The organism is Microlunatus sp. YIM B11417 (assembly GCF_059617205.1).
The window spans coordinates 242,623-266,627 of the sequence record NZ_JCAMPJ010000006.1 but is presented as its reverse complement, the minus strand read 5'-3'; the positions used below and the strand labels follow the sequence as shown (position 1 = coordinate 266,627).

Genomic DNA, 24,005 nt, shown 5'->3' with positions numbered 1-24,005 from the left:
GCGTGTACGACTCCATTATCCCGCACCTTCAACCTCCTCGGTACCGTCGTCACCGGGTTGTTGTACCGATTCAGTACGGGGCAGCGTCAACGGCAGCAGATCTCCCGGAGCCCGGGCCTCCTCGCCGCGTCGCACCACGGTGGCACGGAAGCAGTCCAGCAGCTCGGCGACCGGGGATTCCAGGCCGTCGACCAGCGCCGCCTGGCCGTAGACGATGCCGCGGAGCAGCCAGCGCGGCCCCTCGGCGACCCACATCCGGGACGGCTGGTAGCCCTGCTCCCCGTCCGGCGTCTGCACCGGCAGCAGCCGCCGCAGCTCCACGCCGAACGGGCCCTCGACCACCGCGGCCGAACCGCCGGCGGCGCCGGCCGCCTCGATCAGCTCCTCGCGCAACTCGGACCACAGCCCGCCGCTGCGCGGAGCGGCGAACGCGCCGAGTTCCAGGGCGGAGTCCTTGCTGATCAACATCGCCGAGACGATCTGCTGGGTCTCGTCGGCCACCTGCAGCCGCAGCTCGGCGCCCTCGATGCCGGTGATGATCATGCTGCCCAGATCGATCCGCGGGCCGGCCTCCGGCTCGGCCTCGAGGTCCACCTCGGTCACGTCGTACGGGCCCTCGTGCCGCCACTCCCGGCCGTCCAGGTCGTCGACGTCGAGATCCGTACCGTCGGAGTCCTCGGCCGCTTCGGGGTCCTCGGCGTCGGGATCCTCCGAGTCGCCCTCGTCCTCGGCGTCGTCGGAATCCGCGTCGTCGGCGTCTTCGTGATCGTCCGTCACCGCGTCGGTTTCGGCCCGCCCGGAGTCGGTGTCGTCGGCCTCGGGGGTTTCATCGTCAGCGGGGGTTTCGGGGGCCTCGTCGGCCGTCGCCGCTTCCGGTTCCTGATCGCGGCGCTTCCTCCGTCGAAAGATCACCTGCCGCACCTTAGCGTCATCGGGTCTGATCCGTATGCCCAGTGTCCACCAGGCTCGCGTGGCCGCCGGTCGAGCCGTACCCGCCGGAGCCGCGGACCGAGTCCGGAAGTGCTTCCACGGCAACGAATTCGGCCCGGCTGACCCGCTGCACGACCAGCTGCGCGATCCGGTCGCCCCGGTTGATCGTGACGGGTTCGGACCGATCGGTGTTGATCAAGCAGACCTTGATCTCGCCCCGGTAGCCCGCGTCCACCGTGCCGGGCGCGTTGACCACCGTGATCCCGTGCCGGGCCGCCAGGCCGGACCGCGGGTGGACGAACGCCGCGTACCCGTCGGGCAGTGCGATCGCGACGCCGGTGCCGAGGACCCGCCGCTCCCCCGGCTCGAGGACGGCGGTCTCGCTCGACCGCAGGTCGGCGCCGGCGTCGCCGGGCCGGGCGTAGTCGGGAGGTTCCAGGCCGGGGTCGAGCCGGAGCAGTTGGACCCGGACCGTCTCGGTCGCGGGGATCACCTGGGCGCGCGCGGCGTGATCGAGCGGAGACACCGGGTCAGGTTAGCCGCGCGGGGTCGCCGGCGCCGCAGCCTCGCGCAGCGCGTCGGCCAAACGTTCCGGGTGCCGGGAGGACACCAGCCAGTACGGCACCGGGTCGGCCGGGTCGTCGAGCTCGATCTCCACCGCCTCGCGGAGGTACGGGCGGAGCACCAGGTAGGCCCGGGCGTCGGCCGTCGGCCCGCGCCGCGACCTGGTCCGATCGGCATCCAGGGCCCGGCTGCCGGCCAGGTAGCGGTGCTCGATCCAGGCCCGGCCCACCCGCAGCCCGTCGGCGTCCACCGTGATCATGACCGAACCGGCCAGCAGCATCGCGCCGATCACGGCGAACACGGCCGCGGCGACGGCGAGTCCCCACCAGAAGCCGACCGCGATGCCGACCACCGGCCACAGCACCACCGCGCCGAGCAGCGTGATCAACCACCACGACAGCGGCGGCAGCAGACGCTCCGAATACCCCACGTCGGTCACCCTATAGAGCGCGCCGTTGGTACTAGGGTGGCGGTGTGGAGCAGAAGCTGCTGTGGAAGGTGTACATCGGCGTGGTCGGCGCCGTCACGACGATCGCCGCCCAGAAGATCGTCACGACCGCCTGGAAGGTGGCCACCGGCGACGCGCCGCCGAGCCCGACCGACCCGGACACGCCGGTCAAGGTCGCGGTCAGCTGGGCCATCGCCAGCGGCGTCGGAGTCGGCGTCACGCAGTTGCTGGTGACCCGGCTCGCCGCCCGCCGCTGGTCCAACCAGACCGGCGCCGCGCCGACGGCGATCCCCGGGATCAAGCTCAAGATCTAACGTTGTGGCGAGTGGTTCACTGGCCACAGACCGAGGCGCCGCACCCGATCATCGGGTGCGGCGCCTCGATTCTTCTGTGATTCTTCGGTGAGCGGCTCTCGTTGAGTGAGTTGCGCCCTTGTCGACCGATCGCTCCGGCGAGGTGTCAGCCCGCGCAATCGAAGCAGTAGGCGTCCCCGTTCGCCTTCTGCTCCGCGATCTGGCTGCGGTGTCGGACCAGGAAACACCCGGCACAGGTGAACTCGTCGGACTGCCGAGGCAGCACCCGTACCGTCAGTTCCTCGTGCGACAGGTCCGCCCCGGGCAGCTCGAAGCTCTCGGCGGCTTCCGCCTCGTCTTCATCCACCGTCCCCGAGTTCTTGTCATTGCGGCGGGTCTTGAGCTCCTCGATGCTGTCTTCGCTGAGTTCTTCTTCGGTCTTACGTGGGGCGTCGTAATCGGTCGCCATCGTTCCCTTCCTGGGGTTGTTCGCCCAGCCTGACTGCTGAAGTCGTGCGCATACTTATCACATCGTTCAAGTCGCTGTTCCCTCCCAACCCTCGTGTCGGGACCTTCAACGCATTCCCCGCGGGAAAATTCCGGCTCCGGAGCCCTGGTTTCGACACCTGCTGATCGGGCGCTCCGGGTCCCCCCGCGATGGTCACGATCTGGTGTACGCTCCCTGACCGTTCGCCGAAGGAGGATGCGTAGCCGATGCCCCCAACCGTCCCGGACGCGGTCAAGACCTACTGGCAGCGAAAGTCTCCGCCCGTGCTCCGGCAGGCGGTTCGCACGGTACGCCAGGTGGTGCAGGACCGACCCAACGCACTGGTGACGGTGATCGTTCCCTTCTATCGCGTCGAGCAGTACTTCGACGCGTGCCTGCGGTCGATCGAGCGGCAGACCCACCAGGACCTCCAGGTGCTGTTGATCGACGACGGCTCGCCGGACGGGTCGATCGACATCGCGAAGACGTACGCCAGGAAGGACCGGCGGTTCCGGATCATCCGGCAGCACAACCAGGGTCTCGGCGCCGCGCGGAACACCGGCCTCCGGCACGCCCGGGGTGCCTTCCTCACCTTCGCCGACTCCGACGACGAACTGCCGCCGGACGCGATCGAGACGCTGGTCAAGGCGCTCCGGAAGAGCGGCTCCGACTTCGCCATCGGCACCCCGCGCCGGATGACCGAGCAGCGCCGCTGGGTGCCGGACTGGGCCGGCCAGGTGCATGCCCGGGACCGGTACGGGGTCCAGGTCCGCGACTTCCCGGACGTGCTCAAGGACGTCTTCGTCTGCAACAAACTGTTCCGGACCGACTTCTTCCAGCGGGTCGTGCAGCGATTCCCGGTCGGCATCCGGTACGAGGACCAGGAGCCGACCGCCAAGGCCTTCACCGCCGGCACCTTCGACGTGCTGGCCGCCGTGACCTACGACTGGCGGGTCCGCGAGGACGGCTCCTCGATCACCCAGCAGAAGGCCGACCCGGACGACCTGGCCGACCGGCTCACCGTCAAGCACCGGGTCCGGCAGATCCTGCGCGAGCAGGCCGACCCGGTCACCTACACCGCCTGGCTGGCGAAGGCGGTCGGCTTCGACCTGCGCTCCTACGTCGAGCAGGTGCCGCGGACCGACCTCGACTACTGGACCACGCTGCAGCAGGCGACCGCGCAACTGGCCGCCGATCTCGACACCGACGGCTGGAACCAGATCCCGATCATCGACCGGCTGGCCACGCTGGCCCTGGTCGCGGACCGGCGGGACACCGTGACCCGGCTGGTCACCCGGCGCAGCGAGTACGGCTGGCGGGTGCCGACCGTGGCGGACGCGGACGGGATCCGGCTCGACCCGAGCTACGACGAGGACCTCGCCGTGATCGCGCCGGACCCGGCTCGGCTCAGGCTCGCCGAGTCCGACCTCGGCTTCGTCACCCGGGTGGACCGGATCGACTGGACCGGCCGGGTGCTCGAGGTGACCGGGCACGCCTACATCGCGGGCCTGCCCGGTGATCAGGTGACCGGGATCCGGCTGCAGCTGGTCGGCGACGACGCGGGCGAGGCGGAGCCGGCGACGCTGACCGTACCGCTGGAGCGGCGGACCGACGAGGCGATCGACCAGGAGTCCGGCGATGCCTGGAACAGCTATGCCTCGACCGGCTTCGTCGGCCGGATCGACGCCGATCTGCTGGACGAGTTCCGGCAGCGACATCCGGAGCAGCGGGCCTGGCACCTGCGGGTCGGCGTGGAAGCACACGGCGAGTCCCGGGAGGGCCCGCTGAACCGCCGCGACCTGCGCGGCTCGGCCTCCCGGCTGCCGGTCTGCCCGCTGTCCGAGCAGGGGCGCTGGGTGATCGAGTTCGCCGGCGACGCCGGGCTGGTGCTCAAGCACGAAGAGTTGCCTGCCGTCACGCTCGAGTCGCTGCGGTTGGACGACCTGACGGTACGGCTCGTGGTGACCGGCGCCCCGGTCACGGCGTTGGAACTGACCGCACCCTCGTTGAAGCAGACCCTCACCACGCCGGGCCGGCGCGATCCGGACCGGCCGGACCGGACCACGTTCGAGGTCACTCTGCCGGAACTCGTCGACCGCAGGCAGCGCGCCGACGAGCACGTCTGGAACGTGCGCCTGATCCCGGGCGTCGACCGCCGGCTCCGGCTGATCTGGCCCGGCGGCACCGACGAGCTCGACCGGCTCTCGCCGACCCATCACCGGCTGCGGGCGATCTGCTCCCGGATCGGCACCATTCGGCTGCTGCAGAACCACTGGTGGGCAGCCGTCGAGGACGTCGAACTGGACGGCGACGACCTTGTCGTCCGCGGTTCCCTGTCGACGCCGACCGCACCGCAGTATCAACTCCGGATCGCGGGGTCCGCGGCGCCGACCACCTCGGTCGTGGCCGACGTCGACCCGGTGACCGGGACGTTCAGCGGCCGGATCCCGCTGCTCAGCGAGTACGGCCGGCGGCTGTCCGGTGGTGGCTTCAGCCTGCGACTCGCCGCCTTCCAGCCGGACGGCGGGCAGATCGAGCGCTGGGTCCGGGTCGAGGAGCGGCTGCAGGCACGGTTCCCGCTGGACCTGCAGAGCCGGACCAGCGCGGTCCGGTTGAGCCGGACCCCGCGCGCCGCGGCGCTCTGGGTGAAGCCGCGCAAGCCGTACCGGGCGGATGAGCGGGGCCGGCTGGCGCAGCGCCGGCTGCACGCGATCTTCCTCGACGAGCGCCCGGTCGAGCCCCTCGACGCCGTCCTGTTCGAGAGCTACAACGGACGCTCGGTCGGCGACTCGGTGCTGGCGCTGCACCAGGAGCTGCACCGTCGTGATCTTGGGCTGCAGCTGTTCTGGTCCGTCGATGATCATGGGGTGCAGCCGCCCGAGGGCGGCACGCCGCTGTTGATGCACTCGCGGGAGTGGATGGACGTGCTGGCCCGGGCCCGCTACCTGGTCAACAACAACAACTTTCCCTTCTACTTCCGGAAGCGGCCGCACCAGACCTATCTGCAGACCTGGCACGGCACGCCGCTGAAGCGGATCGGCCATGACGTGCCGCCCCAGAACCTGTCGCTCTCGTACCGCGGCCTGATGCGGCGCGAGGCCGAGTTCTGGGACCATCTGCTGGCCCAGAACGACTTCTCCGCCGAGGCGCTCCCCCGCGCCTTCGGCTACCGGGGCCCGGTGATCAACACGGGCTACCCGCGCAACGACGCCCTGCTCGGCGAGGCGGCGGACGAGCGGCGACGAGCGATCCGACGGCTGTTCGCGATCGGCGAGACGGAGACGGCGGTGCTGTACGCGCCGACCTGGCGGGACAACGTGACCAAGAACAACCGGTATGCGCTGGTCAGCCACCTCGACTTCGCCCGGCTGGGCTCCGAGCTGCCGCACAGCACCTTCCTGCTCCGCGGGCACTCGAACACGGCGCAGTCGGAGATCACGGTGCCGAAGTCGGTGATCAACGTGACCAAGTACTCGGACCTGAACGATCTGATGCTGGCCGCGGACGTGTTGATCACCGACTACTCGTCGGTGATGTTCGACTTCGCGGTCACCGGCAAGCCGATCCTGCTGCTCGCACCCGACCTCGCCACCTACCGGGACAGCACCCGCGGGTTCTACCTGGACTACGAGGACACGGTGCCGGGACCGGTCTGCCATGATCAGGCGGCGGTCGTCCGAGAACTACGGCTGCTGCCGACCTTCTTCGAGCGGCACGGCGAGCGCTACCGCGGCTTCGTCGAACGGTTCGCGCCGCGCGACGACGGCTCCGCGGCCTCCCGGGTGGTTGACGAGGTCTGGGGTCCCCACCCGTTCCCTGAGCCTGTCGAAGGGCAAGGACCGGTCCGGCTCGGCACGTCGACAGGCTCAGTGCGCGATTGACCTTCCCTAGAGGGCGGAGCCGGTGTTGTAGGCGTCGTTGAAGTGGGTGTAGAACGCGTCGTACATCGGCTGGCTGTCGGTGACCTTGATCAACAACTCGTCGTTGTGCCGTAGCGCGGACAGGGTCAGGTTGTGCGAGCCGGCCAGGACGACGGTCCGGTCGACGGTCGTGTCGCCGTACTTGCCGTAGATCAGGAACATCTTGTCGTGGATCGGCGCCTTCCGGACCGGGATGCCGGCGGCCTTCAGCGCGGCCAGGGCCTGCGGCTGGATGTTCTCGACGGCGACCCAGACGTGGCAGCCGCCCTGCTTGAGCTGGACCAGCTTGTTGATCACCGCCAGCCGGGTGTCGTTGATCGAGGCCTGCATGACTCGGATCCGGCAGGCCGAGTCCGGAGTGAGGTAGTCGAGCCGGTTCACCACCAGGTCGGTGGTCTGCTCCGGCGACGCGTACACGGTGGTGTTCGAGTCGGCCGAGCCGAAGTAGCCGCGCGGCGTCGACGCGACATAGAAGTCGTTGTTCGGGAACGTCTGCTCGTTCCACTGCGGCGTCCAGATCTGGTTGACGAAGCCGTCGTAGAGCGCCTGGTCGCCGTAGAACGTGAACGTGTTGTTGAACAGCTTGGCGCCCGACGCGTACGTCATGTTGGCCGAGCTGACCCAGGTGACCCAGTCCCGCGCGGTTCCGGACGCGTCCTTCGTGCGCGAGAACAGGATGTACTTCATGTGCATCAGGCCGGTGTCGCTGTTGGACAGACAGCCGCCGCCGTACGCCAGCGTCGCGCTGCCGTGATCACACCAGTGGTGCCGCGAGCCGAGCAGGTTCGCCAGCGCCGGCGGTGAGTCGTCGGTCGACTTCTGGTCCTCACCGTTGTGCACCGCGTAGACGTTCACACCGCGGTCGACCGCTCGCTTGATCGCATCGCCGACGATGTTGGCGGTGATGCTGTAGAGCGCGATCCGGACGGTAGAGCCGGCCGGGGCACCGTCGAACAGGCTGATGATCTTGTTCAGCTGGGTACGGTCCTCGCCACTGTTGGCCACCGGATCGTTGAAGACGAGGTCCACCCTGGTCTTGTCGATCGTGACCGTCACCGGCTGCTGGCTGGCCTGTGCCGTACCCGGCAGCCCGGCCAGCCCGGCGGACACCAGGGCCAGCAGCGCCAGCCAGAGAAGAAGCCGTCGGGGAACCTGCCGCAGCGTCACCATGTGAGAATTGTTCACACGAGCTCCAGATTTGGGCAAGACCTTGCCCATGACTCGCCGATGGCTGCGGCCAGCGCGAAAGTCAGCGGAACACGGCGCCACCAACGCGAGAACCGGCGGAACACTGCGACAGCCGGGCGTCACAGGAGTCGATCACCGGCGAAGCACCGATCAAGTCGTCGAGTCTGAGGTTGGCACCGCGCGAAATCGATCTCGGAGGGTCGTATCGTCACACTCGATGAGGCGGCGCCGAGCACGGTACGGGGAGCCTCGTTCTTCGGATCGGCAGCGATCCCCTCCAGGCCCGCACCGATCCCGCTTCAGATCGGGCACGGAACCTGGCGCCCCGGACGGGCACACCGATCCCAGACATTCCGCACGTCCCGCCGCCTCAGCCGCACGGCACTCGGCCCCTTTGTACGTCGGTCTCCCGCACGTCGGCCTCTCGCACTTCGCGCTACCGCAGTTCGGCCTTCCACAGTGCGGCCTGCCGCAACTTCGGCCAACCGCACCCCGCGCCCCCACCTCGCGGCCCGCACCCGCGCCCCTCACATCGGCCTCCCGCATTTCGACCCCCCCCGGGCCTCGCGCTCCCGCATCTCGGCCATCCGAACCTCGCTTCCTCGCGCTCCCGCACCCCGTGCCCCCGCACCTCGCGGTCCCGGACCCTCGGCGCCCGCCCGTTGGCCTCCCGCACCCCAGGCCTCCCACACCCGGGCCTCCCGTCACCCCCCCCGGCTTCCCTACACCTCGGCCTCCCCGCACCTCGCGGTCCCGGACCTCGGCCCCGCCCGTTGTCCTCCTGCACCCGGGCTTCCCGCAGCCTGCCCGCAGAGCTCGATCTCCCCTGCGCCGCTCCCTCCCCAGCCTGATCGACCGGTCACTTCCGCTGCGACACGCCGTCAGAATGCCTGCTTTTGTGACCGGTCGGCGGAGTCTTCGGTGAGGAGTTCGGCGATCCGGGCGGCGGCCTCGGCCGGGGTCTGGGTGGCGGTGTCGACCTCCACGTCGTAGGTGACGTTGCGGTGCACCAGGTCGGCCTGCCGGCGGGCCATGCCGACGGTGCGGTCGCCACGGGCGCGCTCGCGGGCCTCGGCGACGTCGGGGGCGCAGCGGACGCCGACCCAGAGGACACCGGCGCCGGCCAGGGCGGTGCGCCAGCGACCTTGGGAATGATCGCCGCCGAGGAACACGTCGTCGATGATGATCTTGGCGCCGGCTCGCGCCATCTCGCCGATTCCCTTCATCCACAGGGTTTCCTGCTCCATGAAGGCCGCGCCGACGTCGACCCCGCCGTCCGCGGCGAAGGAGATCCCGTCACCGTCGCCGGTCAGCCGGTGCGGCAGGGCCTCGATGAAGGCGTCCACGCCGAAGGTCAGCCACGGGTCGGGCAGCAGGTCCTGCAGGGCCCTGGCCAGCGAGCTCTTGCCGGAGCTGGAGCCGCCGTTCAGGACGACCGCGTTGATGATCATGGTTCCTCCGGGGTCAACAGGGTCAGCACCGGCGCCAGCCGCTCGGCCAGCGCGGGATCCACTTCGGCAGCCTCGGCGGCCAGGCAGCGCAGCAGGGCGGCCCCCGACCGGCGCAGCTCGGCGGGCTCCAGCGAGCCCGCCCGGGCGTCCGCCAGGGTCGCCAGGAACGGCGCGGGCAGCCGGTCGACGCCACGGCCCTGCTGGGCCGGCAGGTCGTAACGCAGGCAGGCGAGCTGGATCAGCTGCTCGCGGAACTGGTCGAGCATGATCACCGCCTGCCAGGGCCGGCCGCGGGCGAGGGCCGAACGGACGTGCAGGGCGTACAGCCAGCCGAGCCCGATCAGCCGTTCCGGTTCCGGCGGCACCGGATCCTCGCCGGCCAGCGCCTCGCCGAAGATCAGCCGGAAGGCGGGACCGTGCGGGCGGAACGCGTCCGCGGGCCAGAACGACAGGTCGACCTGCAGCGACGAGGCGAGCAGGAACACCCGGTAGAGCGCTCCGGCGGCCCGTACGTCCAGCCGGTCCACCGCGCCGTGCTCGGTGATCATCGCCGCCGTCCAGCGTTCGATCACCTGATCATGATCGGCGCCCGGCCGGAGGCGAAGCGCCAGATCGATGTCGGACCAGCGGTCCTCGGCGCCGAGCGCAGCCGAACCCAGTACGGCAGCGGCGTTCACGTCGGGATCCGTCCGGGCCCACTCGATCAACGCCGCCTTGAGGGCGTCCCGCTCCCCCGGCGTGAACACCGGGTCAGAGTTCCGCGAGGAGCTTCTCGACCTCGGCCCGGTTGTGGTCGAAGTCGAACTCCCAGCTGGAGTAGTAGGCCTCCTCCGACCAGCCGCCGGGCGGGTGGGCCACGTCGGACCGGCTCCAGAAGTAGTGCACGTCGCAGTTCAGCAGGGCGGAGATCAGGTGCTCGTTGCGGGCCGTGTACGACTCGTGGTTGAGGATGATCAACGTCTCCAGCTTCTCCGCGTGGATGGCGTTGAACAGCGCCGAGCCGCCGAACCCGGCGATCACCCGGGCTCCGGCGAAGACCCCGGCCTGCTCGCTCAGGTCGAGCGTCTCCGGGTAGATGATCGTGAACCCGTGATCGGCGAACCAGCGCTCCACCTCGCGAGTGTTCCGGCAGACCCGGTTGGACAAGGTGTCCTTGCGCGAGATGAAGATCTGATCATGAGTCTCCACCGACCGGTTGATCAACTTCTCGCCGATGCGGCGCCAGGTGTCGATCAGGCCGGGGTGGACATAGTGCGGGCGCTGGTTGTGGAACTGCGGGGTGGCGGCGACCAGCGACTCCACGTACACGGGATGGTCGGCCCAGACGATGTCGGCCTCGTCGATCCCGTACGCGGTGAACAGGCGCCGTTCCAGCGCCGGGTCACGCTCGTGCGGGAACCTGATCCGGAACAGGGCCTTCAGGTCGGGGATCTCCGCCTTGGCGGCGTCCCAGCCCCAGAGCCGGGAGATCACCTCGGTCATCAGGTGGCCGAAGTGGCCGGGGTTCTCGCAGTCCAGCTGGTAGTAGTGGCCGGGCAGCGCGTCCTTCGGCCGGAGGTCCTGCCGGATCCGGCCCCAGGCAGCCGAGATGCTGTTCACCCGGACGTTGCGCGGCGACGCCTCCAGGTGGTGCCGGAACGAGTCCGGCAGGATCGTCGACTCCCCGTGCACCAGGGCGTTGGAGACGTACGCGATCTTGCCGGTGTAGTGCCGCAGATGCAGGTCCGGATAGGTCAGCGTGGTGTTCAGGTCCGGGATCGGCACCGTGGACTCGTGCGAGACGATCCGGGAGCCGACAGCCAGCTCGCCGCCCTTGACGGCGGCCAGCTCGCGCATCCGGAGGTTGGGCTCGCGGCTCTCCAGCACCCGGTTGGTCTCGGCGTCGCGCAGCTTGAGGAAATGCCAGCGCCGCTTCTTGATCACCAGAAGGTCCCGGCTGATGCTGACCTGCGCCGTCGAGGCGCCGAGCTCGAGGTCACGCGCGTTGGCTCCGACGTCCTCGGTGCCGCCGGCGGCGATCATGGTCTGCACCCAGGCCGCGAACGCCGCGGTGAACGCCGACTGGCCCTGGGCCCGGCGGTCCACCAGCCAGAGCCCGCCCGGGCGCAGGTGCAGGAACAGTCGCTGCCAGGTGAGCAGATGGGTGGCGTCGTCCACCGGGAGCAGATCGATCAGCACGTCGACCGGGCCGATCGGCTTCAGCAGCCAGTGATACTGATCAAGGGTCTCGGCGCGGTGATGCGCGGCGCCGTGGCCGTCCAGGTCCCACTCCGGGTCGGCGTCGAGCGAGATCACGTGCAGCCGCTCGCCGGCGAACTCGGACAGCCATTCCACCACCGGCGTCCGGGTGTCGCCCTGGGTCAGGATGATCACCGACCGGTCGGCCCGCGGCGACGGTTCGATGCCGGCGTCGGACAGCAGACCCGGGCGCGCCTCGACGGCGGGCTCGTCGACGGCTCCAGCTTCGCCGCGACGGCGCAGCGACCGCAGACCGGCCCGTACCTTGTTGCTCAGAAGTCGTTCAGACATGGAGAGCGTCACGCTACCTCACCTTCCGCGGGGGCCGGTCTGAAGATCTCGTCGTCGGCGGCCGGTCGGCGGCTGGCCCGGACCGCCTCGACCACCCGTTCGCAGCAGCCGCCGTCCCGGTGCGGGAACGCCGCCCGCATCCGGTCCAGGTACGTCGGTTCGGCGACGAAGCCGCGGCCGGCCGTGGCCCGGACCGCCGCCACCACGTCGGCGGCCGTGTTCAGCACCGGCCCGAACCGCAGCGCGTCCGGCACCTGGCCGCCGCTGCGGCCCAGGTGATCGCCGCCGTAGAAGGCGTCCCGGTCGAACTGGTAGTGCAGCACCGGCCGCTCCAGGTAGGCCGCCTCGGCCGAGATCGAGGAGTAGTCGGTGATCAGCAGCGCGGCCCGGGCGATCACGTCCTGCAGGTCGTCGCCGGCGTAGTCGTACACCTCGACCCGGTCCGGCCACGGCACCACGCCGGTGAAGTACCGGCGCAGGTTCGGATGCGGTACGAAGACGATCGGCGTGCCCGCCGCGCGGGCGATCTCGGCGAGCCCGGGATCGGTCACCAGCTCGGTCCACCGGCGGGCGTACTCGGTGTCCCAGAACCCTGTCATGGAAGGACGATCGTTGCCGTCCTCGGTGTCCGGGCCGAGCAGCCAGCGGCGCCAGGTCGGCATGATCACCAACGCCGGCCGGTCGGTGCTGCGCTCGGCCTTGGCGAGCAGCGCGTCGTGCCGCGGCATCCCGGTCAGCCGCACCTCCTTGGAGGTGAAGTTCCAGGCCGTGCCGTCGCCGGTGATCGCCGCGAACTCCGGCCGGGCCGAGGTCACGAAGGTCTGGATCGGCTTGCTGTTCAGCCACCGGGACAGGTCGTCCTGCATCACGCCGTGCTGCAGGAAGGTGAACCGCCAGCGCGGCTTGCCGTAGACCGCCGTGTCGAGCGGGCGGGAGACATAGTGGTCGGCCTGCGAGGACAGCAGGTGCCGGCAGTTCAGCAGCGCGAGCGTGTGCTCGTCGGAGCCGAAGTCGATCAGCCGGAACCCGTCCGCCCGGAGCCGGTCCCAGTCGGGACTGTCGGCTCGCAACACGAACCAGGCGTTGATCTCCGGCCGCTCGGTACGGACGTATCGATACAAGTGTTCCGCATTGTCCTGGGCCTGGACGTCGCGGTCGACGAACAGCCAGCACTCCCCGTAGCGGGCGACCGCCTCCTCGGACATCGCCCGTCGCTTCATCGCGTCCGCCGAGTCCTGTGCCGGGCGAAGGACGGGGTCGGAAGGTGCCTTGCCCTTCGACAAGCTCAGGGAACGTTCCGGCTTGCCCTTCGATGGATCGAGGCTGCCCTTGATCATGGCACTCAGCGGATCGATGGCCAGCCGGGCCAACCGCTTGGCGAGCTTGATCGCCTCGGCCGGCCGGTCGACCGGCTCGGGGGCCGGCGGGGCCAAGGGTGCCTGCTGGGCGGCCTTGGCCAGCCGCTGCCGGAGCTGGTCCGGGTCGGTGGCGTAGCGGTTGCGGTCCGGCGGGCCGAGCCGGATCGGCCGGGGCCGGCCGTCCAGGCTGAACTCGAGTTCGCCGAGCAGCGGCACCCAGATCAGCCGTTCCCAGAGCAGCGGCCGGTCGAGATAGCGGACCGCGCGCGTCTTGGCATGCCGCGGCTCGATCGGACGGCCGTCGTAGCGGATTTCCTCGGCCGGCTCCGGGCCGGTGAAGTAATAGCGGATCAGGCCCATCCGTCGCTCGGCGTCCAGCCGCTGGATCCGTACCTCGTCCGGCCGGTACGGCTCCGGGCGGTAACCGTGCAGCAGCGCCTGGCGCATCCGGTCCGAGGTCCAGGTGAGCTCGTACCCGTCGATCAGCCAGTCGTCCAGATAGGGGCGGAGCCGGCCGACCAGGGCGTGGAAGCGCTCGGTGATCGCGGCGTCCAGCCGGCCGCTGGCCGCGTGCAGCCGCTCGTCCTCGCGGAAGGTGAAGAAGAGGTCGTACAGCACCTGCAGCTGGGCCCACCGGGGCACCGAGCCGTGCCGCGCGGCGAGCTCCCGAACCACCGTCAGGTAGCCGTACTCGATCACATCGGTGTAGCGCCCGGCCTGCCGCCAGGACGTCTGCACCAGCGAGCTGCCGTCCGCCCGGCGCCGGTAGCGGTACTCGGCGGCCGGCAGGAAGGCGATCACCGGCTCCGCCTCGGTCCACAGGTAGCGAGCGGTCAGCTGGCCGTCCTCGTAGTTCGGCCGGACCCGGCCGTCGAACTCCAGCCCGGCCGACCGCAGCCGGTCCAGCCGGTAGCAGGCCGACGCGGCCTGCAGGTGGATCCGGTCCGGCCGCTCCAGGGCCGACACCAGCTCTGGCCGGGTTCCGTCACCGAACCGGAATCGCAGCGGGTGCGTGTCGGTCAGTTCGCCGGTCGTGTCGTCCAAGATCAGGACCCGGGCACAGACCAGGGCGACGCCGTCGGCCGCCGGCGACCGGAGGAAGCCGAGCAGCCGGGTCAGATAGTCCTCCCCCAGCACGTCGTCCGGATCCGGGAAACTCACCCAGCGGCCGCGGGCCACCGCGAGTCCCGCGTTCCGGGCCGCCGCGAGGCCGCCGTTGGGCTGCCGGATCAGCCGCGCCGGGACGTCGGAATGATCATCGATCCAGTCCTCGATCAGGGCCGCACCGTGGTCCGTCGAGCCGTCGTCGACGAAGATCAACTCCGTGGCGCGGTCGCGGAAATCCTGCTCTGACAGGGACTTCAGGAACTCCGGCAGATAGTCCGCGACGTTGTAGCACGGAATGATCAACGAGACGTCCGCGCGCTCGACCATCCGCCTGAGTGTAGAGCAGCGGGGTCCGGGGCTGCCCGCGGGCCGCGACACGCCGCGCTGACCAGCAAGGACCCGGCGGGTGACGTCACGGTGACGACAGGTTGTCGAGGCCGCGACCATCGGTAACAATTCTCCAGCGACGACCACGAGGGAGAGCTGGAGTGAGGAAGCGGCTGACCGCCCGAGTGCGACGGACGTCCTCGCGGCTGCTCGGCAAGCTGACCGCTCGCGGCGCCGCGCACCGTACACCGGAATCAGCCGCCGCCCTGGACCGGTTCGTCGCGACCAACCCCGTCGCCCGGCACCTGCCCGCCGGCGTTCGGGTGGTGGCCGTCCGCGGCGGCTGGCAACTGGTCCAGGACGTGCCCGACCTGGACACCCGGGACGCGTACCGGCGCAACCGGGACCTGGTGATCGACCTCTGCGAGCGGGCCGGGATCGGTTATTTCGCCCTGGTCGACCGCTCCGAGGCGTCCGGCCGGATCGCGGTGGCCGACGCCGACTGGGGCCGGCTCGCCGAGGCGATCGCCGAGACCGGGCTCACGGCGCCGCTCTACCTCGAGTCGTGGTCCGACGACGAGCGCCGTACGCCGGCGGCGCCGACCGCTGACCCGGACGCCCGGGCCGGGCTGCTGACCGCGCACCGGGTGCTCGTCTTCGTCCAGTACGCGCTGCCGGAGTCGACGATCCGCCTCGGCCGCCCGTACGGCTGCCTGATCGAGCGCTGGACCGAGGACAGGGACGGCGTGCTGCGAGCACCGGTGGTCAACCGGGTCACCCAGGCGGTCGGGCCGGCCGGCCGCAGCCCGGTCACGGTCGAGGACCGCGGCCGTACGGTGACGACGCTGGCCGCCTTCGCCGAGCCCAACGCGTTGACCGTCGACTTCCCGATCGACGTCGTCGTGCCGTGGATCGACGACACCGATCCGACCTGGCTGGCCCGCCGGGCCCGGCACCTCGCCGGCACCACGGACGGCGACCCCGAGGCTGCGCCGGCCCCGCGGGACGCGCTCGTCCCCACCCCGATCGGCGACCCGGCGCTGCTCCGCTTCACGCTGCGGTCGGTGGCGCACCATCTGTCCTGGGTCCGCACCGTCCATCTGGTCACCGACGGGCAGTTCCCGGCCTGGCTGGACCCGTCGGCCGCCCTGGTCCGGACCACCGAGGTCGCCGAGCTGCTGGAGCCGCGCGGCGCGCTGCCGACGTTCAATCCGGAGGCGGTCCGGTCGTCGCTGCACCACCTGGACGGCCTGGCCGACCACTACCTGGTGATCGAGCCCGGCACCATGATCAACAAGCCGCTGCCGCCGGACCACTTCTTCCACGCCAACGGCCTGCTCAAGCTCGGCTTCGACCGGGCCACGCTGCCGCTGGTCGACCCCGCCGCCGCACCGATCGACGTGGCCGTCCGGCGCAACGTCGCCGACCTGCTCGAGCAGTCCTTCGGCCGCCGCCCAACCCAGGCCTTCGCGCCGGGCCCGATCCCGCAGCGCCGGGACCTGCTGCTCGAGCTGCAGGGCCGGTTCCCCGAGTTGTTCAAGCACAACTGGTACAGCCAGGTCCGGACCGCCGCGGACTACGAGATCACCATCTGGTTGCACCACTACTACGCCCACTTCACGGGCCGGGCCGCGCCGGGCCGGGTCCGCGCCGAGTTCGTCGAGGCGACCCGGGGCAATGTCCGGGCCCGGCTGCGGAACGTCCTCCGCGACCGGCACGTGGAGGTGACCACCCTCGGCAACGGCGCGTACGGCGACCCGGCGACCGCGGCCGTCGTCCGCGCTGCGCTGTCCCGCTGGCTGCCGGCACCGGCCCGGCACGAGCTGTACGCCGAGCAGCCCGTGACACCGCGGAGGACCTGGAACTGATGACGACCGGCGACGACGTCTATCTGCCCGAACTGCCACGCCCCTCCCTCGCCGCCGCGGTACGGAAGCGGTCGCGGCTCGCCTTCCGTACGGTGGACCGGTTGGAGCGGGAGAACTACCGGCGGCTGCACCCGGCCGTGTCCGCGGCGCCAGGGGTTCGGCTGGAGCGGCGCCAGGGCCGGCTCTACCTGATCCGGACGGTGCCGGGGATCGGCCCGACCGACGCCGACCGGCTCAATCGCGACCTGGTGCTGGACGTCTGCGAAGAGCTCGACCTGGACCACTTCGCGATCCCGGAGCCGGTCGGGTCCCGGCACCGGGTCGGCATCGCCGAGGAGCACTGGCACCGGTTCGTCGACCGGATCATCGAGCGCGGCACGGCCGAGCCGATCTACGTCGGGGTGCGGGCGGTGGCCGGCGGCGGCGAGCAGCGCCGCTGGTCCGAGCTCACCTCCGACCCGCGGATCCGGCGCGCGCTCCGGGAACAGCCGTGGGTCGAGGTGTTCGTGCCGCTGGCCGCCGGCAAGTCAGCGACGCCGTGGCTGCGCGGGCACGGCTGCATCGTCGAGCGCTGGGCCCGGGACGCCGACGGCGGGCTCAGCGCGCCGAACCACAACCACGCGACCGAGTACCTGGGCGCCGAGGCGCAGCGCGTCGTCCGGATCGAGACCGGCGACCGGCCGGTCCGCAGCTACGCGCCGCTGTCCACCGGGCATCTGTTCGACCCCGCCTTCCCGATCGACGCGGTCTACCTCTGGGTCGACGGGTCCGACCCGGCCTGGCAGGAACGCAAGCTGCGGGCGCGGGAGCCGGACTCCGCGGCGCCGGCCGAGGACCCGGCGGAGGCGGCCGCCCGCTTCAGCGACAACGGCGAGCTGCGCTACTCGTTCCGTTCGCTGGAACTGTTCGCGCCGTGGATCCGGCACGTCTACCTGGTCACCGACGCCCAGGTGCCGGCCTGGCTGGACCAAGATCATCCGCGGGTCACCGTGGTCGACCACCGCGACATCTTCCCGTCCGGCTCCCGGCTGCCGACGTTCAACTCGCATGCCATCGGCGCCAATCTGCACCACATCGAGGGCCTCAGCGAGCACTACCTCTATCTCAACGACGACCTGTTCTTCGGCCGGCTCACCTCGCCGAACCTCTTCTTCCTCGCCAACGGCGTCACCCAGTTCCATCTGTCCAAGTCCACCCTGCCGACCGGCCTGGACCTGTCCGGATCGGCCCACGAAGGCGCCCGGCGGAATGCGGCGGAACTGCTCCGGTCCGAATTCGGCCGAATGCCGACCCGGGCGTTCTATCACGTACCGAATGCCCAACGACGCAGCGTTCTGTACGAGCTCGAACGGCGATACCCGGACGTGTTCCGGCAGAATTCCGGCAGCCCGTTCCGATCCGCCGACGACTTCGAGGTCAATTCCTGGCTGTACCACTATTACGCCTTCTTCACCGAGCGGGCGGTGCCCGGTTCGATCCGGTACGGCTACTTCGACGTGTCCCGTCCGGACACCGAGGCACGGATGGACCAACTGCTCCGGGAGCGCGACACCGACACCTTCTGCATCAACGACACGGTGGAGACCAGCGCGGAGCGTCGGCAGTGGATTCCCCGTTGGCTGCAACGGTATTTCCCGCAGCGCTCCTCGTTCGAGAAGGACGGTTCATGATCGGCGAACTCGCCTACGCCGACGGCCGGGCGGCGGCCGCGAGCACCCCGGTGGAGATCATCCGCCGGCTGCCGCGGCGGCCGTTCGACTTGCCGCGCCTGTTCGGCCGGGCCGAATTCCCGCCCGCCGACACGGACCTGCCGAGCGCGAATGCGTACCCGGATCTGAGGGTCGACGAACTCCACGACGTCGTGCTGCTGCCGCGGCACGTCATTCTCGACGGGACCTGTCGGCAGGTGTTGTCGCAGTCGTTCAAGAAGACGCCACGGCAACGCCATTTCGGTCTCAATCTCGTCGGTGATCGCGTTTATCAGCCACGCGGGAGATTCCACCAGCGCGACGAACGGCGGGTCGACGGTTCGGTCTTCTATCTCGATTGTGAATTCCCCGACATCTACGGCCACCATCTGCTCGAGGTGTGGCTGCAGACCTGGGCGCTGGATCTGCTGGACCGCGACGACCTGCGCTTCGCGACGTCGATCCAGCTGCGCCCGTACGTGCTCGAGGTGCTGGCCCGGCTCGGCGTCCCGGAACATCGGATCGTGCCGATCACCGGCCCGCTCCGGTGCGCCCGGCTCCTCGTCGCCTCCCCCGCCGTGCTCGCCCGGCGGTACGTGCATCCGGTCGTCGGCCGGGTGATCGACCGGATCGGCGGACTGCGCTCCGACGCCCGGCCGGGGCTGCCCGGACCGCGCGTGTACGTGTCGCGGAGCCGGATCGACGAACGCCCGCTGGTCAACGAACTCGAGCTGGAGAAGATCGCGGCCGAGGCCGGCTACGACGTGTTCCACGCCCAGGAGCACTCGATCCCCGATCAACTCGCCGTCTTCCACCGGGCCACCCACCTGATCGGCCCCGGCGGCTCCGGGATGCACAACGCGGTCTTCGCCCGGCCCGGGGCGAACGTGCTGATCCTCGGCTCGACCGGCTGGTTCACGGTGATCGACCTCCTGCTCGCGCAGGGCCGCTACCACCTCGGCTACGTCTTCGGGGATCCGGTCGACCCCGCCGAACGCGGCCGGCGGACCAAGGCGCCCTGGTCGCTCGACCCGGAGCTGCTCCGCCAGGCGCTCGCCGACCCCTGGTTCACCCCGTGATGCGCTCGCTGCGCCGAAAGGACAGGCAACGATGCCCAACCCCGTGATCAGCCTGGTCGTCCCGGTCAAGGACCCGGGCGACGCGATCAACCGGCTGGTCGACTCGGTCGACGAACAGACGCTGCCGGCGGCCGCCTTCGAGCTGGTGCTCGTCGACCACGGCTCGGACCGGCCGACGTTGGACCGGCTCGAGCACCTCCGGCGGCGCCGGCCCAACGTCACGGTGGCGACGCTGCCCGCCGGCAGCGCCCTGGCCGACGCGGTCAACCACGGGATCGATCTTGCCGAGGGCACCTTCGTGCTGCCGCTCGGCCAGGGCGAGCTGCTGTTCCCGGCGGCCCTGGAGAAGCTCACGGCGTTCGCCGCGGAGCACGGCTGCGACCTGACCGTCGGCCGCGGGGTCGGGCCGGCCCGGCCGTCGATCGACCAGACGCTGACCACCGCCGACGTGCCGCGGCTCGACCCGCAGCTCCGGCTGGCCGCGACCAGTCATCCGTTCGTCGCGTACCGGCGGCAATTCCTGGACCGGCACAGCCTCCGCTACCGGACCGGTCTCGGGCTGCTGGACCGGACCTTCCACGCCGAGTGCCTGGCCCGTACCGAAGCCGTCGGCGTGTTCGCCGGCTACCCGTTGGCGCGCGGCCACGGCCTCGCGGCGGCGTACCCGATCCGCGACGCCGAGCCGAGCCGGGCGCAGTGGTGGGAGGACGTCGCCGGGGCGTTGGAGCGAACCGCGGACGCGAGCGCACGGGCCGTCTTCCTCGCCGCCGAGGCTGCGGTCGCGGTGCACTGGCTCGGCCTGCCGGCCGACGAGAAACTGCGGCCGGTGGTCCAGGACGCCGTCCGGATCAACTGCCCGGCCGAGCTCGATCCGCTGCTGGCGCCGGTCCCCCGGCTGGTCGTCGACGATCTCCGGGAGGGTCGCTGGGCCGAGGCCGCCCGGGTGCTGGCCGGCTTCAGCGGTCTGCGCGCGGTCGCCGAGTCCGGGGCCGCGCAGTGGGTCGACGGTGCGCTCCAGGTCGAGCTGACCGGCCGGATCGAGACGCCGGCGTCGCTGGACCTGCGCAACGCCGCGTACCAGCGGATGATCGCCGAGACCAAGATCATCCTCGGGGTCCGGAACCGGCTCACCGCACCGCTGCACTGTGTCCCGACCGAGGGCTTCTGGTCGATCGACGCCGAGGCGGACCGGCCCGGCCTGCGGTTCACCGCCCGGGCCCGGCTCGACCCGGACCGGCTGCACCACGGCGGGCCGCTGCCCGGCGGCACCTGGCAGGTCGCGTGCTACCTGCCCGGCCTCACCCTCGACACCGCACCCGTGCTGCCGGTGCCGCTGGCCGGCACACCCTCCGCGATCCTGGACCACCGGCTGATCGCCGTCGTCGGCGGCACCGACGAAACGCTGCACTTCGACGTCGGCGGTACGACCTCGAGCGGGCTGTCCGGGCTGCGGCCGGAGCACACCGAACTGGTCGAGACGCCGGCCGGCTCGCGACTGACGATCACCCTGCCCGAGGTGCGCGCGGACCGGCAGACGGTCCTGCAGGGCGCGGTCCGGTTCGGCCGGCTGAGCTTCCCGGCCCGGCTGTCCGGCGGCCCGGACGGGTCACGGGTCGAGTGCTTCGCCAGCGGTCTGTCCGGCGACTACCCGATCTCGATGACCTTCGGCGAGGGTCGCCCCACCCCGACCGGCCTGACCCTGCGGATCGAGCACGCCGGCGCCATGATCATCGTCCCCGCCTGACCCGCCGACCGGTCACGAGAGCAGGCGATTCTGCGGCGTGTCGCCGCGGAAGTGACCGGTCGATGCGGGTGGAGGGTTCGGGGGCAACGTCCGCACAGGCCCGGCGAGTCGCGCAGTCACCGTACCCGGCTCCGGCTCCGCGCAGCCACGGTCAGCCCACCACGCGGCCGATCGCGCGCTGGGCGCTGAGTGGACGGAATGGGCCCGGATCCGTGCGGCATGGCTGCCCAAGGGGTCCACTCGCCGGCCCCCGGGTGGTGCACGTCTGGGACGATGCGCCGCGGGTGTCGCGGGGCTGTGTCAGATCAGGGGCCGCGGTCCCGGAGCCGAGGGCGGGCAGCGAAGTGACGCGCCGGTGATCCTGAGGCGCTACCCGTGGCGACCCTTCGTGCCCCGGCCCAAGGTGAGGTTGTCGACAAACCCACGCCGCTCAGGAGACATCAGGTGGGATTGTCGACTACGCCGCACCCGGGGGGAGGCGGGACGGGTCGGGTCAGCGGGTGGTGGCGGGCTCGTGGGCGAACTGGATGCCCCACTCGCGGCGGACCCGCTCCGCCAACTGCTCGCGTACCTCGGCGGCGGGCAGGGTGCGATCGACAGCGGCCAGCAGGTCCAGCACGTCGGACTCGAGGACCCGGTGCGGTGGGAAGACGCCGAAGCGGTCCATCAGTTCCTGCGGCACCGGCTGCGGGTCCGGCCTGCGGTACTCGGCGACGATCTCGTCGTAATGATCATGAAGCGTGGTGTCGGCCGGGTCCAGGCCGAACACCAGCAGCAGCCCGGTCGGGCGGGTCGCCACCGGGACCACGATCAGGTCCGGCCGGTAGCGTTCCAGGACGGCCAGGATCGGGTAGACGTCGCCGGTCCAGGAGCCGCGCTGCAGGTTCCGGGACGCCGCCTCCGGCGTCTTCGGCAGGATGTCGTCCAGCACGATCAGCGAGTGCGGCGTGGCGTGCCGCTCCACGTTCATGAAGTCGCGCAGGGCGAACTCGAACAGGTGCAGCCCGTCGATGAAGGCCAGGTCGATCCGCTGCCCGCCGGTCGGCCGCAGCGGGTCCGGCCGGGCGAAGTAGTCGTCGCTCGAGGTACGGAACAGGGCGACCGAGTGATCGAGTTCGGCGGTGATCGCGTAGTCCGGGTCGATCCCGACCGCCCGGCACCGGGCCAGCGCGAGGCTGGTGCCGCTGCGGACCCCGATCTCCAGGTACGTCTCCGGGTGCAGCCGCTGGTGCAGGTCAGCCAGGAACGACAGGTAGTGCATGGGCGGGGTTCTCCTTGATCAGCTTCATCGCTCGAAGGAAGACGGCAGCGGGAAGTAGCTCTCCAGGAAGGCGCCGACCAGCTGGTCGACCTCCTCCTCGCGGTCGTCGGTGACGCCGACGTCGTTGATGCAGAAGGTCGGGTACCGGCGGGTCCGCAGCACGCCGGCGAGTTGGGCGGCGATCTGCGGCTTCCACAGCGCCAGGTAGCGGTTGCCGATCCCGGCCGGCATGGCCCGGCCGGTGGCGAAGCCGTAGTGGTGGCCGAAGAACGCGATCGGGCGCAGGTCCTGCCGGGACCGGAACCGGCTCGCGGCACAGGCGGCGAACTGCTCGCGGTACTTCTCCTCCAGCTCGTAGAGCACGGAACGCCGGGCCGGGTGCGGCGTGTGCATCATCCCCTGGTGCACCGTCTTGCCGAACTCGGCCTCGAGCAGCCGGATCGCGTTGCGGTCGGCGATCAGGTACTCCTCGGCCTGATCATGGATCAGGTTGGCCGAGACGGCGTGGTTGGCCGGGAAGAACTTGGTCGCCCCGCCGGCCCAGAAGAAGTCCCGCCAGGAGCACGGCCGGCCCAGGAACACGTCGTCGTTGAAGTACAGGAAGTGCTCGGCCAGACCGTCGATGTGGTGCAACTGGGTCTCGATCGAGCTCGAGTTGAACGTCGGCAGCGCGGCCCGATCGGCGTAGATGTCGGAGTGCGAGACCACGGTCAGCTTCGGATGATCAAGATTCAGCCAGGCCGGCGTCTGGTCCATGGTGACCAGGTAGATGTGCCGGACGAACGGCGCGAACATCTCGATCGACCGCAGCGAGTAGCGCAGCTCGTCCCGGTTCCGGAACCGCTCGGCATGATCGGCCCGGCCCTCGCCGACGGTAATCTTGGAACCGTCCGGCAGGTGCTCGTTCTTGATCATCCGCCAGTTCGGGTCCTGATCATCGACCCAGGTGTAGACGATGTCGATCGGGAAGTCGCGGGCGTGCAGGTCGGGCAGCGGGTCGACGGCGGCCAGGTCGGATGCCCGGGTCGCCGGGTCCGTCACGCCGAGGACCTGGTCCAGCTCGCGCCACCGCATCGAGGTCGCGACCTCGTTGGGCCGTGGCGCCACCGCGTACGGCTCGGCCCGGAAGGACCGCTCCGGGGAGCCCCAGAAGTCGATCTCGATCACCGTGAACAGGCCCTCGGGCCGCTTCGCCCCGGGTGCCCCGGTGGACTGCTCGAGCAGCCACAGGTCGAACCGGTTGAACCGGCGCCGCCGGAAGCTCTTCGTGATCATGGTCAGCGGCAGGTGTGGCTGGTGACCTTCCTGGAACAGCACCGGCCGGTCCGGCGCGATCTGCTCCAGCAGCGCCAGCAGGGCGTCCGCGTCCTGGTCCCGCAGGTGCAGCCGGTGCCGCCATTCGCGATCGCTGCCCCCGCTCGTGTACGGAATCCCGCGCTCGGTCAGTCCGTCCACCAGCGCGGTCCAGAACGCCTCCCGGCGCGGCCCGGAGACCACCTCGATCTCGGCCGGCGTCGCCCGGGGCGCGGTGAACAGCTCGCCGTCCATCACGCGGCGGTGCAGCTTGCGTACCGCGCGGTAGGCGGTCGGGTAGACCCGCTGGGTCCGCACCTCGGCCAGCAGCCGACTCAGCTGGGACACCGGTCGCCGCTCCTTCCGCACCGTTCACGCACCCGTCATCGCCCGATCATCGCAGTGTCGCCCGCGATCCGCGCGCCATGATAGTGGCGAACCGACCCCTCCGCCGGGAGCCGAGCGCCGAA

The 24,005-nt window shown here is 70.7% G+C and carries 17 protein-coding genes; 6 read left to right on the top strand and 11 right to left on the bottom strand.

Annotation, left to right across the window (positions count from 1 at the left end; genetic code table 11):
* Positions 1-15 precede the first annotated feature (15 nt).
* Genes AC6CCG_RS26045 through AC6CCG_RS26035 form a run of 3 tightly spaced genes read right to left on the bottom strand, consistent with a single transcriptional unit; the run spans position 16 to position 1,924 of the window.
* A complete protein-coding gene (locus AC6CCG_RS26045; RefSeq protein WP_496657665.1) occupies positions 16-912 on the bottom strand; it encodes a DUF3710 domain-containing protein in 897 nt (298 codons plus the stop codon).
* Between the two features lie 16 nt (positions 913-928).
* Positions 929-1,456 carry a dUTP diphosphatase gene (gene dut, locus AC6CCG_RS26040; RefSeq protein WP_496657664.1) on the bottom strand — a complete coding sequence of 176 codons (528 nt, stop codon included), beginning with the start codon at positions 1,454-1,456 and terminating at the stop codon, positions 929-931.
* Positions 1,457-1,465: 9 nt separating this feature from the next.
* The gene (locus tag AC6CCG_RS26035; RefSeq protein ID WP_496657663.1) at positions 1,466-1,924 is read right to left on the bottom strand and encodes a DUF3093 domain-containing protein; all 459 of its coding nucleotides are present in this window, start codon (positions 1,922-1,924) and stop codon (positions 1,466-1,468) included.
* A gap of 44 nt (positions 1,925-1,968) precedes the next feature.
* Here AC6CCG_RS26035 and AC6CCG_RS26030 point away from each other — a divergent pair, with 44 nt between their 5' ends.
* Positions 1,969-2,256 (top strand): DUF4235 domain-containing protein, encoded by a 288-nt coding sequence (locus AC6CCG_RS26030; protein ID WP_496657662.1) that lies wholly within the window; start codon positions 1,969-1,971, stop codon positions 2,254-2,256.
* 145 nt (positions 2,257-2,401) lie between these two features.
* Here the strand turns inward: AC6CCG_RS26030 and AC6CCG_RS26025 are convergent, their stop codons facing one another.
* Positions 2,402-2,704 carry a DUF4193 domain-containing protein gene (locus tag AC6CCG_RS26025; RefSeq protein WP_152364081.1) on the bottom strand — a complete coding sequence of 101 codons (303 nt, stop codon included), beginning with the start codon at positions 2,702-2,704 and terminating at the stop codon, positions 2,402-2,404.
* Positions 2,705-2,949: 245 nt separating this feature from the next.
* On the opposite strand from AC6CCG_RS26025, the gene AC6CCG_RS26020 reads away from it, so the two are divergent.
* Positions 2,950-6,603 carry a bifunctional glycosyltransferase/CDP-glycerol:glycerophosphate glycerophosphotransferase gene (locus tag AC6CCG_RS26020; protein WP_496657661.1) on the top strand — a complete coding sequence of 1,218 codons (3,654 nt, stop codon included), beginning with the start codon at positions 2,950-2,952 and terminating at the stop codon, positions 6,601-6,603.
* Positions 6,604-6,609: 6 nt separating this feature from the next.
* On the opposite strand, the gene AC6CCG_RS26015 is transcribed toward AC6CCG_RS26020, so the two are convergent.
* The 5 genes from AC6CCG_RS26015 to AC6CCG_RS25995 all read right to left on the bottom strand — a co-directional run bounded on the left by AC6CCG_RS26015 (position 6,610) and on the right by AC6CCG_RS25995 (position 14,602).
* Positions 6,610-7,812: a phospholipase D-like domain-containing protein gene (locus AC6CCG_RS26015; protein ID WP_496657660.1), complete on the bottom strand. Its 1,203-nt coding sequence runs from the start codon at positions 7,810-7,812 to the stop codon at positions 6,610-6,612.
* Positions 7,813-8,711: 899 nt separating this feature from the next.
* A complete protein-coding gene (locus tag AC6CCG_RS26010; protein WP_496657659.1) occupies positions 8,712-9,281 on the bottom strand; it encodes a chloramphenicol phosphotransferase CPT family protein in 570 nt (189 codons plus the stop codon).
* Positions 9,278-10,027, bottom strand: coding sequence for a nucleotidyltransferase domain-containing protein (locus tag AC6CCG_RS26005; RefSeq protein ID WP_496657658.1), 750 nt, complete (start codon positions 10,025-10,027; stop codon positions 9,278-9,280). Before AC6CCG_RS26005 ends, AC6CCG_RS26010 begins: the two co-directional genes overlap by 4 nt.
* Positions 10,028-10,031: 4 nt before the next feature.
* Positions 10,032-11,810, bottom strand: a complete 1,779-nt coding sequence (locus tag AC6CCG_RS26000; protein WP_496657657.1) for a glycosyltransferase family 61 protein — start codon at positions 11,808-11,810, stop codon at positions 10,032-10,034.
* 8 nt (positions 11,811-11,818) lie between these two features.
* Positions 11,819-14,602, bottom strand: coding sequence for a bifunctional glycosyltransferase/CDP-glycerol:glycerophosphate glycerophosphotransferase (locus tag AC6CCG_RS25995; protein WP_496657656.1), 2,784 nt, complete (start codon positions 14,600-14,602; stop codon positions 11,819-11,821).
* A gap of 161 nt (positions 14,603-14,763) precedes the next feature.
* On the opposite strand from AC6CCG_RS25995, the gene AC6CCG_RS25990 reads away from it, so the two are divergent.
* From AC6CCG_RS25990 to AC6CCG_RS25975, 4 genes are read left to right on the top strand one after another with little or no spacing between them, the layout of a single operon-like run.
* Positions 14,764-16,470: a hypothetical protein gene (locus AC6CCG_RS25990; protein WP_496657655.1), complete on the top strand. Its 1,707-nt coding sequence runs from the start codon at positions 14,764-14,766 to the stop codon at positions 16,468-16,470.
* The gene (locus AC6CCG_RS25985) at positions 16,470-18,140 is read left to right on the top strand and encodes a stealth family protein (RefSeq protein WP_496657654.1); all 1,671 of its coding nucleotides are present in this window, start codon (positions 16,470-16,472) and stop codon (positions 18,138-18,140) included. Before AC6CCG_RS25990 ends, AC6CCG_RS25985 begins: the two co-directional genes overlap by 1 nt.
* On the top strand, positions 18,137-19,237 hold the full coding sequence (locus tag AC6CCG_RS25980; RefSeq protein WP_496657653.1) for a glycosyltransferase family 61 protein: 1,101 nt from the start codon (positions 18,137-18,139) through the stop codon (positions 19,235-19,237). The genes AC6CCG_RS25985 and AC6CCG_RS25980 overlap by 4 nt, the downstream gene beginning before the upstream one ends.
* A 31-nt stretch (positions 19,238-19,268) precedes the next feature.
* Entirely contained in the window at positions 19,269-20,981 is a 1,713-nt protein-coding gene (locus AC6CCG_RS25975) for a glycosyltransferase (RefSeq protein WP_496657652.1), read from the top strand.
* Positions 20,982-21,474: 493 nt separating this feature from the next.
* On the opposite strand, the gene AC6CCG_RS25970 is transcribed toward AC6CCG_RS25975, so the two are convergent.
* On the bottom strand, positions 21,475-22,242 hold the full coding sequence (locus AC6CCG_RS25970) for a class I SAM-dependent methyltransferase (RefSeq protein ID WP_496657651.1): 768 nt from the start codon (positions 22,240-22,242) through the stop codon (positions 21,475-21,477).
* 24 nt (positions 22,243-22,266) lie between these two features.
* Entirely contained in the window at positions 22,267-23,883 is a 1,617-nt protein-coding gene (locus tag AC6CCG_RS25965; RefSeq protein ID WP_496657650.1) for a stealth family protein, read from the bottom strand.
* Between the last annotated feature and the right edge of the window lie 122 nt (positions 23,884-24,005).